This window comes from Aquisalimonas asiatica (assembly GCF_900110585.1).
Lineage (GTDB): Bacteria > Pseudomonadota > Gammaproteobacteria > Nitrococcales > Aquisalimonadaceae > Aquisalimonas > Aquisalimonas asiatica.
In genome coordinates this window covers 357,225-367,617 of the sequence record NZ_FOEG01000004.1, presented here as the reverse complement: position 1 = coordinate 367,617, position 10,393 = coordinate 357,225, and the positions used below count along the sequence as shown (strand labels likewise).

At 66.0% G+C, this 10,393-nt stretch carries 10 protein-coding genes; 7 read left to right on the top strand and 3 right to left on the bottom strand.

Annotated features, from left to right (window positions below; genetic code table 11):
* Positions 1–24: 24 nt before the first annotated feature.
* Complete coding sequence (locus tag BMZ02_RS11650) at positions 25–1,062, bottom strand: type IV pilus twitching motility protein PilT (protein WP_091643867.1); 1,038 nt, start codon at positions 1,060–1,062, stop codon at positions 25–27.
* Between the two features lie 103 nt (positions 1,063–1,165).
* On the opposite strand from BMZ02_RS11650, the gene BMZ02_RS11645 reads away from it, so the two are divergent.
* The 6 genes from BMZ02_RS11645 to BMZ02_RS11620 all read left to right on the top strand — a co-directional run bounded on the left by BMZ02_RS11645 (position 1,166) and on the right by BMZ02_RS11620 (position 6,222).
* Positions 1,166–1,867 carry a YggS family pyridoxal phosphate-dependent enzyme gene (locus BMZ02_RS11645; protein WP_091643865.1) on the top strand — a complete coding sequence of 234 codons (702 nt, stop codon included), beginning with the start codon at positions 1,166–1,168 and terminating at the stop codon, positions 1,865–1,867.
* A gap of 22 nt (positions 1,868–1,889) precedes the next feature.
* Positions 1,890–2,717: a pyrroline-5-carboxylate reductase gene (gene proC / locus BMZ02_RS11640; protein ID WP_091643862.1), complete on the top strand. Its 828-nt coding sequence runs from the start codon at positions 1,890–1,892 to the stop codon at positions 2,715–2,717.
* Between the two features lie 77 nt (positions 2,718–2,794).
* Complete coding sequence (locus BMZ02_RS11635) at positions 2,795–3,370, top strand: YggT family protein (protein WP_091643859.1); 576 nt, start codon at positions 2,795–2,797, stop codon at positions 3,368–3,370.
* A 95-nt stretch (positions 3,371–3,465) separates the two neighbouring features.
* Positions 3,466–4,614, top strand: a complete 1,149-nt coding sequence (metX, locus tag BMZ02_RS11630) for a homoserine O-succinyltransferase MetX (protein ID WP_091643856.1) — start codon at positions 3,466–3,468, stop codon at positions 4,612–4,614.
* Positions 4,611–5,210, top strand: coding sequence for a methionine biosynthesis protein MetW (gene metW / locus BMZ02_RS11625; protein WP_425425080.1), 600 nt, complete (start codon positions 4,611–4,613; stop codon positions 5,208–5,210). The genes metX and metW overlap by 4 nt, the downstream gene beginning before the upstream one ends.
* A gap of 88 nt (positions 5,211–5,298) precedes the next feature.
* Positions 5,299–6,222 (top strand): histone deacetylase family protein, encoded by a 924-nt coding sequence (locus tag BMZ02_RS11620; protein ID WP_091643853.1) that lies wholly within the window; start codon positions 5,299–5,301, stop codon positions 6,220–6,222.
* Between the two features lie 394 nt (positions 6,223–6,616).
* Here the strand turns inward: BMZ02_RS11620 and BMZ02_RS11615 are convergent, their stop codons facing one another.
* Positions 6,617–7,345 (bottom strand): hypothetical protein, encoded by a 729-nt coding sequence (locus BMZ02_RS11615; protein WP_091643851.1) that lies wholly within the window; start codon positions 7,343–7,345, stop codon positions 6,617–6,619.
* A gap of 23 nt (positions 7,346–7,368) precedes the next feature.
* A complete protein-coding gene (gene zapE / locus BMZ02_RS11610; protein WP_216110818.1) occupies positions 7,369–8,490 on the bottom strand; it encodes a cell division protein ZapE in 1,122 nt (373 codons plus the stop codon).
* 194 nt (positions 8,491–8,684) lie between these two features.
* On the opposite strand from zapE, the gene ilvD reads away from it, so the two are divergent.
* Positions 8,685–10,373, top strand: coding sequence for a dihydroxy-acid dehydratase (ilvD, locus tag BMZ02_RS11605; RefSeq protein WP_091643848.1), 1,689 nt, complete (start codon positions 8,685–8,687; stop codon positions 10,371–10,373).
* Positions 10,374–10,393 lie beyond the last annotated feature (20 nt).

The following is a 10,393-nucleotide window of genomic DNA, read 5'->3' as shown; positions in this document are numbered from 1 at the left end:
ATCTCCCTGGGCCAGCCGGCGCGGCTAGGCGAACAGATCCTTGTTGGCGGCCTTGTTGCGGGCGTCCTGCTTGCTGATCAGCCCCTGCTTGAGGAGGTGCTGGAGGCACTGATCCAGCGTCTGCATGCCCTGGGCCTGTCCGGTCTGGATGGATGAGTACATCTGCGCGACCTTGTCCTCGCGGATGAGGTTACGGATGGCGGCGGTGCCGATCATGATCTCGTGGGCCGCGACCCGTCCGCCGCCGGTCTTCTTCAGCAGCGACTGCGAGATCACTGCACGCAGGGATTCCGAGAGCATGGAGCGCACCATGGATTTCTCCGCCGCGGGGAAGACGTCGATGATGCGGTCGATGGTCTTGGCGGCGGAGCTGGTGTGCAGCGTGCCGAAGACCAAGTGCCCGGTCTCGGCTGCGGTCAGCGCGAGCCGGATGGTCTCCAGGTCGCGCAGCTCACCCACGAGCACCACGTCCGGGTCTTCACGCAGTGCCGAGCGCAGCGCTTCGGAAAAGCCGAGGGTATCCCGGTGCACTTCGCGCTGGTTCACCAGCGACTTTTTCGAGTCGTGCACGAACTCGATCGGATCCTCGATGGTGAGGATATGCTCGTGGTCGTTCTCGTTCTTGTAGTTGAGCATCGCCGCCAGCGTGGTGGACTTCCCCGAGCCGGTCGGCCCGGTGACCAGCACCAGCCCCCGGGGGTTGTCGGCGATGTCCCGGAACACCTGCGGCGCATTCAGGTCCTCCAGCGTCAGCACGGTGGAGGGGATGGTGCGGAACACGGCAGCCGCGCCCCGGTTCTGGTTGTAGACGTTGACGCGGAAGCGGGCGAGATTGGGGATTTCGAAGGAGAAGTCGGTCTCCAGGAACTCCTCGTAATCACGCCGCTGCTTGTCGTTCATGATGTCGTAGATCAGGCCGTGCACCTGCTGGTGGTCCATGGCCGGCAGGTTGATTCGACGCACATCGCCGTCCACACGTATCATTGGCGGCAATCCCGCCGACAGGTGCAGATCCGAGGCGTTGTTCTTGACGCCAAAGGCGAGCAGGTCGGCAATATCCATCGGGCATCCTTTGCGCTGGTTATCTGTTCCGGCTGTCGCAGCCAGCGGCGGCGTGCGCAGGCCATGACCGATCAACCTACAGTGATGACCGGGGCCAGGCAACATGACCGAGACCGCTGAGCGCCTTGCCGCCGTGCAGGCCCGTATCCGCGCTGCCGAGGCGCAGTACCGGCGCGCCGCCGGCAGCGTCACCCTGCTCGCCGTGAGCAAGACCAAACCGGTTGAGGCAATCCGTGACGCCATGGCAGCCGGCCAGAGCGCCTTCGGCGAGAACTACGTCCAGGAGGCCCGCGACAAGCAGGACGCCCTGGGGGCGGACACCACCGCGGAATGGCATTTCATCGGGCCGCTACAGTCGAATAAAACAAAACTCGTGGCGCCGCACTTTGACTGGGTTCACAGTGTGGAGCGGGAGAAGATCGCGCGGCGCCTGTCGGAGCAGCGCCCGGACGGCCTGCCGCCGCTGAACGTCTGCCTGCAGGTCAACGTCAGCGGGGAGGACAGCAAATCCGGCGTCGCCCCGGACCACGTGCCCGCGCTGGCCGACGCCGTGGCCGCCTTGCCGCGCCTGCGCCTGCGTGGCCTGATGTGCATTCCGGCGCCCGCGGAGGGCTTCGACGCCCAGCGGGCACCGTTCCGGGCGCTGCGGGAGCTGCTGGAGTCACTGCAGCGCAGCGGACTGGAACTGGACACCCTGTCCATGGGCATGTCCGGCGACCTGGAGGCAGCCGTCGCCGAAGGCAGTACCATGGTGCGGGTCGGGACCGACATCTTCGGCCCGCGGGATTACCCGGCAACCACCTGACCACCGAGGAGGCCTGTTCACCATGGAGAACAAGACCATCGCGTTCATCGGCGGCGGCAATATGGCGCGCAGCCTGATCGGCGGACTCATTGCCGACGGCTTTCCGGCCGACCGGATCCGTGTCGCGGAGCCGGACCCGGAGCAGCGCGGCAACCTGTCGGCAACGTTCGGGGTCAGGGTCACGGGGGACAACCGGGACGCGGTGGCGGACGCTGACGGTGTGGTCCTGGCGGTCAAGCCCCAGGTCATCCGTGACGTCGCCACGGAGCTGGCGCCGCAACTCGCGCGCACGGGCGCCGTGGTAATCTCCATCGCCGCCGGCATCCGCGAATCGGACCTCTCGCGCTGGCTCGGTGACGGCCTCCCGGTGGTGCGGGTCATGCCCAACACCCCCTCGCTGGTGCAGACGGGCGCCACGGCCCTGTACGCCAACACGGCCACCTCCACCGAACAGCGCAGCCTGGCGGAGTCGCTCATGCGCGCCGTGGGGCTCACCTGCTGGCTGGATGACGAGAATCAGATGAACGCCGTCACGGCGGTATCCGGGAGCGGGCCAGCCTATTTCTTCCTGCTCATGGAGAGCATGGAGCAGGCGGGCGCCGACCTGGGCCTGCCGCGGGAGACCGCCCGGCTGCTGACGTTGCAGACGGCCCTGGGGGCGGCCAAGATGGCGCTGGAGAGCGCCGAGGACGTGGCCACGCTGCGCCGGCAGGTCACCTCTCCGGGCGGGACCACCGAACAGGCCATACAGGCCTTCGAGGATGGCGGCCTGCGCGAGCTGGTTGAGCAGGCGCTCAAGGCCGCCGCGGACCGGGCGGAGTCCCTGGGCGATGAGCTTGGCAATCAATAACGACTGAATCTCAACCGCGAGCCGGCGGCCCGGCACGGGACCGCGCCGCCCCGGCTCGTGCATAACCGGAGCAGCGCATGTCAGGACAGTACCTCACCGACCCGCTGGCGTTTCTGATCAACACCCTGTTCGGCCTGTACATACTGGCCATCATGCTGCGCTTCCTGCTGCAGTGGGTGCGCGCGGACTACAGCAACCCGATCTCGCAGTTCCTGATCCGGATCACCCAGCCGCCCATGCAACCACTGCGGCGCGTCCTGCCGCCCATCGGCCGTGCGGATACCTCGGCACTGGTGCTGATGTTCCTGCTGCAGTTCTGCACCCTGGCACTGGTGTACTGGATCAACGGCACCAATGTCAGCGCGGGCTTCCTGGCCGTGCGCTCGGCGTCGGAGCTGCTGAACCTGCTGCTCAACGTGTTCCTGGTGGTAATCATCATCCGGGTGATCCTGAGCTGGGTGAATCCGGGCCACTACAATCCGGCCATCGGCCTCATCGACAGTCTGGCGGAGCCGGTACTGGCGCCGGCACGCCGGGTCATCCCCGCAATCGGTGGCCTGGACCTCTCCCCCATTGCGGTGCTGATCGGCATTCAGCTGGCGAAAATGCTGTTCGTCATGCCCCTGCGGGATCTGGCCAGGGCGTTCCTCTGAACGCCCGCACGGCGGCGCCGGTCTCCGGGCGGTTGCGGCCCCCGGAGACCGTCAGTAGACTCGGTTCTCTTCGACAGCAAGCCGCTACGGATCGGATGCCAGAACAATTCCCAGCTGACTCCGTCGGCCTCGTCACCCCGAAAACGCTCCACTTCGACCAGCCCCTGGAACTGGACTGCGGTCGGGTGTTGCCCGAGTACGACCTCGTCTACGAGACCTACGGCGAGCTCAATGCCGACGCATCCAACGCCATCCTGGTGACCCACGCCCTGTCGGGCGACCACCACGCGGCGGGTTACCACTCGCCTGATGATCGCAAGCCCGGCTGGTGGGATGCATCCATCGGCCCCGGGAAACCGCTGGACACCAATCGCTTCTTCATCGTCTGCAGCAACAATCTCGGCGGCTGTCGGGGATCCACCGGGCCGGTGTCCCACAACCCGGAGACGGGCGCACTGTACGGGGCCGACTTCCCCATGGTGACCGTGCCCGACTGGGTGCGCAGCCAGGCGCGCCTGGCCGATGCGCTGGGCATCGGCCAGTGGGCCGCCGTGGTGGGGGGCAGCCTGGGCGGCATGCAGGCGCTGCAATGGGCCATCGATTTCCCGGAGCGCACCCGGCACTGCGTGGTGATCGCGGCCGCGCCGAAGCTCTCGGCCCAGAACATCGCCTTCAACGAGGTGGCGCGCCAGGCCATTCTCAGGGACCCGGAGTTCCACGAGGGCCGGTACGCGGAATACGGCGTCACCCCGGAGCGCGGGCTCGCCCTGGCGCGCATGCTCGGGCACATCACCTACCTGTCCGAGGACGCGCTGCGGGCCAAGTTCGGCCGGGAGCTGCGCGAGGGCAAGATCAACTTCAACTACGACGTCGAGTTCGAGGTGGAGAGCTATCTTCGCTACCAGGCGGAGACCTTCGTCCGCCACTTCGACGCCAACACCTACCTGCTCATGACCAAGGCGCTGGACTACTTCGACCCTGCCGCGGACCACGATGACAACCTGGCCGCGGCGCTGGAGCACGTCACGGCGTCGTTCCTGATCCTGTCATTCACCAGCGACTGGCGGTTCCCGTCCAGCCGGTCCCGGGAGATCGTGCGCGCCCTGCAGGACGGCAACAAGCGGGTCACCTATTCGGAGATTGTCGCGCCACAGGGGCATGACTCCTTTCTCATGCCCATCCCGGTCTACCGGGATCTGCTCCAGGCGTACATGAACCGCGTGGCGCAGGAGGCGAACGTATGAGCGTGCGCTCGGAACTGGCGCTGATCAGCGAATGGATCCACCCCGGTACCCGTGTGCTGGACCTGGGCTGTGGCGAAGGGCAGCTGCTGCGCTACCTGCGCGATACCCGCGACGTGATCGGCTACGGGCTGGAGATCGCCCCGGAGAACATCGTCAGTTGCGTGCAGAAGGACATCCCCGTGATCCAGACCAACCTGGACGAGGGGCTGAAGGACTTCGATCCGCTGTCCTTCGACTACGTGGTGATGACGCAGACGCTGCAGGCCGTGCGGTATCCGGAGCACCTGCTCAACGAAATGCTGAGGGTCGGGCGGGAAGGCATCGTCACCTTCTCGAATCTCGGTCACTGGCGCTCACGCCTGCGGCTCGCGCTCAGCGGACGGATGCCGGTCAGCGGCGACCCTGCCCTGGACTGGTACAACAGCCCCAATATCCACCTGTGCACCGTCCGGGACTTCGAAGCCCTGTGCGAGGACACGGGCATCCGCATCCTCGAGCGCACCTTCATCGACAATGCCCATCGCAAACACGGCCTTGCGCGGCTGTTTCCCAACCTGCTCGGGGAAGTGGCCCTGTACCGGTTCGAGCGCGCCTGAGTGCCCGGGAGAGCTGCTACTTTGTTAAAGTAGTACGGCAGTTCACCGCATACCGGCACCGCCTGTGACGAGGGAGCGCCTTCCGCTCATGCAGACCTGGATCATTACCCACGAAAGCTGCAGTCAACACGACACCGGCCCCGGTCACCCGGAGTCGGCACAACGGCTCGAGGCGGTGCTGGCGCGCCTGCGGGAGTCTCCGTTCGAGGGGCTGACCTGGGCGGAGGCGCCACCGGCGGAGCGCGAGCAGCTGCTGCGTGTGCACGACGCAGCCTACGTGGACCGGACCCTCGCCGCGATTCCGAGTCGAGGCTATGACGCCCTCGACGGCGACACGGTCATCTGCCCCGCCTCCGGGGAAGCGGCCCTGCGGGCCGCCGGCGCCGTGTGCTCGGCCGTGGACCGCGTCATGGCCGGGGAGACCAGGCGGGTCTTCTGCGCCGTGCGCCCTCCGGGTCATCACGCCGAGCCGGACCACGCCATGGGCTTCTGCCTGTTCAACAACGTGGCAGTGGCGGCGACGTATGCGCAGGCGGCCTATCATCTGGAACGGGTCGCGGTGGTGGATTTCGACGTCCACCACGGCAATGGCACCCAGACCATGTTCGCCGGCCGGCGTGGACTGTTCTATGCCTCCACCCACGAGCACCCGCTGTTTCCCGGCACCGGGCGAGGGCCGATTCCCGGCGCACCCAATATCCATAACGTCCCGCTACCGGCAATGACCGACTCGGAGACGTTCCGGGATGCGTTCCGGCAGGACGTCATCCCGGCACTTCGCTCGTTCGGGCCCGAGCTCGTGTTCATCTCCGCGGGATTCGACGCGCACCGGTCGGACCCGCTTGCCAACATGGAACTGGATGAGCAGGACCTGGCCTGGGCAACCCGGGAGATCGTCGAGGTGGCCAACCGGTTCAGCAACGGTTGGGTAATCTCCACCCTCGAAGGGGGGTACAACCTGAAAGCCCTGGCCGATGGTGTGGCCGCACACGTGCAGGCGCTGGACGAATAGACCAAACCGTTCGTTCTGGCCTTTTCCCTCGGAAAAAGCCGGCTCCCCCCTTGACATCAGTGCATGGAAGCCGTTCCGGCTGGAAAGTTATACACACCCGACTGTCGTCCTGGAACGACGTCGTGCCGGGTCGTACCATGCCGGCTTCCAATCCCCCAATACCACCCTATCCCACTGTTTTTGCGGCTTTTTAACAAAGCGGTCAAAATTTGGACATTCTAAGGGAAAGCCGCTCGGTACGGGATTCGGAGGGCCGTTTTAACGCGTCATCCACAACCTTATCCACAGCTTCTGTGGACAATCGGGATTCATCAAATATTGCCAAGGGGTTAGCGGCAAAAGCTGGAAGCCGTGTGAACCATTCGACACTTCTACAGAGGTTGTCACCCCGGCGTCACGCCCATGCGAACGTGATGTCGTCAACGTCGATCCAGCTCAATGGCCCCACCGGAACCATGCGGCCACCGGGCATGGCCGGATACACCCGATACCGTGTTGCGCAGTTGAATCCGGATACCGTCTCGTAGGCATCGAGCAGCTGCGTGGCCTGCATCCACGAACCGGTGAAACGGGGGGCGAAATCGACGCGCTGCAACAGCCCCGTGGCATCGGCATAGAACACGTGATCGGTACGCAGGGTGGGGATATCCGCGGGATAGGTGACCGCCAGCCGATAGAGCCGCTGTCCGCCGACGTCGAGCGGCTGCAGCTCCTGCAGCGAACACCCCTCCCGGGCCAGGGTGAAGGGCAGACAGAGCGTCTGCCAGAGGATGTTGCCGCAGTAGTAGAGCAGGTCCAGGTAATCCCACCACAACGCGTGGGGCAGTGACCGGAACGCCGCACCCGGTGCGCCGCGCTCGGTGACCAGTTCACCGTCGGCGCGCTCGATCCAGGCCCGCGTTGGCTGACAGGTAGCGGACTGTCCCCGCTCGGGCCAGTCAGCAAGGGTAATGGACGGCCAGGCCGCATTGAGGGTGACCTCCACGTCCTGCAGCGGCTGGCCCTGAAGACGCGACGCGAACCCGACCCCGCCCATGGACGCACGGGCAAGCACGGCGTGCACCTCCCCCCAGTGAAGCGCCCCGCCATGGGCCTCAAGGATACGATCCAGCAGATCGGACATCTGCCTCCTCCTCCACAGCCTCGTCAGCCGGACCTGTGCGGCCCCGCAAGATAGGCCTGGGACTGCATTTCCTGCAACCGGCTGCGGGTGCGCTCGAACTCGAACCGCAACCGCTGCCCCTGGTACAGCGACTCCAGCGGCACCTCGGCTGACAGGATGAGCTTCACGCCGTGATCATAGAACTCGTCCACCATGGCGATAAAGCGCCGCGCCTGGTTCTCGCGTGTCTCGTCCATGGCCGGCACATTGGAGACCAGCACACTGTGGAATGTACGAGCCAGCTCGATGTAGTCCGCCTGCCCGCGGGGGCCGTCACAGATGGCGGAGAAATCGAACCACGCCACGTCGTCGGCGAGCCCCCGGACAGGGATCGAACGACCTTCCACCTGCAGCTCGGTATTGAACTCGGGTGTGTCCGGCGCCAGGTGCACGAACTCCTCGTTGAGGACCTCCTCGGCCGCCTCGTCCAGGGGCGAGTGATAGAGCTCGGCCTGTTCCAGGAAACGCAGGCGGTAGTCCGTGTCACCAGCAACCTCCATCACCTCCGTGTACTCCTTGAGCAGATCGATGGCGGGCAGAAACCGCTCACGCTGCAGACCGTCCCGGTACAGCTCGGCCGGCGGAATGTTCGACGTGGCCACCAGCGTCACGCCCTCCCGGAACAGCCCGCGCAACAGCCCGCCCAGCAGCATGGCGTCGGTGATATCGGAGACGAAGAACTCGTCGAAGCACAGCACCCGGGTCTCCTGCGCGAACTCCCGGGCGACCACGTCCAGTGGGTCCTGCACCCGCTCCAGGTCGCGCAGCCGATAGTGAACCAGCTGCATGAAACGGTGGAAATGGAGCCGCCGCTTCTCGGGAAAGGGCAGCGTGTCGTGGAAGATGTCCACCAGGTAGGTCTTGCCGCGACCGACACCGCCCCACAGGTACAGCCCCCTGACTCTTGGCCAGGTCTGTCGCGGCCTGGCGCCGAGCCCGATGCGGCTCAGCAGCCCCGCCCGGGGTTGCGGCTCCCGGCTCGCCCGCACCAGTCGCTGATGCAGGTCATCCAGGGCCCTGACCACACGCTCCTGAGCCGGGTCGTGACTGAAGTCCGGATGCTCCAGATCGGCCTGATACCGCTGCCAGGGTGTGGTTTCCGACACTGTGGGGTCTCTCCGCAACGCACCGAGGGCGTAGTATGCCGAGACCAGGGTCACCAGGTCCAACAACGGCGGTGACAGGGCGACTCCACGACAGCCTCCACGCTGCTACAATGGCGGATTCGGCGGCGGCTGAAACGGCGCCCCGCGCACGGCAGTTTTCCGGTAACACGCGAACCAGACGAAGGGAGCGGGAGATGGCAGACAACAATCGGAGCAAGGCGGTCACGCAGGGTTTCAAGCGCGCCCCGAACCGCGCCATGCTGCGCGCGGTGGGCTTCAACGATGACGATTTCGACAAGCCGATTGTCGGCGTCGGTAATGCCCACAGCACGATCACGCCCTGCAATGTGGGCATCGGCGCCCTGGCCGAACGGGCGGAATCGGCCCTGCGTGACGCCGGTGCCATGCCGCAGACATTCGGCACCATCACCATCTCCGACGGCATCTCCATGGGCACCGAGGGCATGAAGTACTCGCTGGTCTCCCGCGAGGTGATTGCCGACTCCATCGAAACGGTGGTCCAGGGCCAGAGCATGGACGGCATTCTCGCCACCGGCGGCTGCGACAAGAACATGCCCGGTGCCATGATTGCGCTCGCCCGCATCAACGTCCCCGGCATCTTCGTCTACGGTGGCACCATCAAGCCGGGCAACTACAAGGGCGAAGACCTCACCATCGTCAGCGTGTTCGAGGCGGTGGGTCAGTACTCCGCCGGCAATCTCAGCGACGAGGACCTGGCCGGCGTGGAGAAGAACGCCTGCCCCGGCGCCGGCTCCTGCGGCGGCATGTTCACCGCCAACACCATGTCCAGCGCCTTCGAGGCCATGGGCATGAGCCTGATGGGCTCCTCCACCCAGTCCGCCGTGGACAAGGAAAAGGGCGACTCGGCCGCGCGCTCCGCCGAAGTCCTGCTGGAGGCCATCCGCGCCGACCGCAAACCCCGGGATATCATGACCCGCAAGGCGTTCGAGAACGCCTTCGCGGTAACCATGGCGCTGGGCGGCTCCACCAACGCGGTCCTGCACCTGCTGGCCATCGCCAACGCCGCCGAAGTGGACTTCTCCATCGACGATGTCGAAGCCATCCGCCGCAAGGTGCCGGTGCTCTGCGACCTGAAACCCTCGGGAGCCTACGTCACCAGCCAGTTCCACGCCGTGGGTGGCACGCCGGTGGTGATGAAGATGCTGCTGGAAGCGGGACTCATCCACGGCGACTGCCTGACCATCACCGGTCAGACCATCGCCGAGCTGCTGGCGGAAATCCCGGCCACCGCTCCCGCGGACCAGGACATCATCCGCTCCATGGAGGCGCCGCTGTACAGGCAGGGCCACCTGGCGGTGCTGAAGGGGAATCTCGCCGAGGAAGGCGGTGTGGCCAAGATCACCGGGCTGAAGAAGACGTCCATCACCGGGCCGGCACGGGTCTTCAACTCGGAAGAGGAGAGCATGGAGGCCATCGTCAACAACGAGATCAAGGCGGGCGACGTGCTGGTCATCCGCTACGAAGGGCCCAAGGGCGGCCCAGGCATGCGCGAGATGCTCTCGCCCACGTCGGCGATCATCGGCGCGGGGCTTGGCGACGACGTGGGGCTCATCACCGACGGCCGCTTCTCCGGCGGCACCTACGGCATGGTGGTGGGTCACGTGGCGCCCGAGGCCTACGTGGGCGGCACCATCGGCCTGGTGGAGGAGGGCGACAGTATCACCATCGATGCCGACCGCAACCTGCTCCAGCTCAACGTCTCCGACGCCGAGCTCGAGGAGCGCCGCAAGCGCTGGCAGAAGCCGGAACCGCGCTACCGCCGGGGGGTTCTCGCCAAGTACGCCAAGCTGGTCTCCTCGGCGAGCCACGGCGCCGTCACGGACCGCGATCTGGACCTCTGACCGACGATGTGACCGCAGGC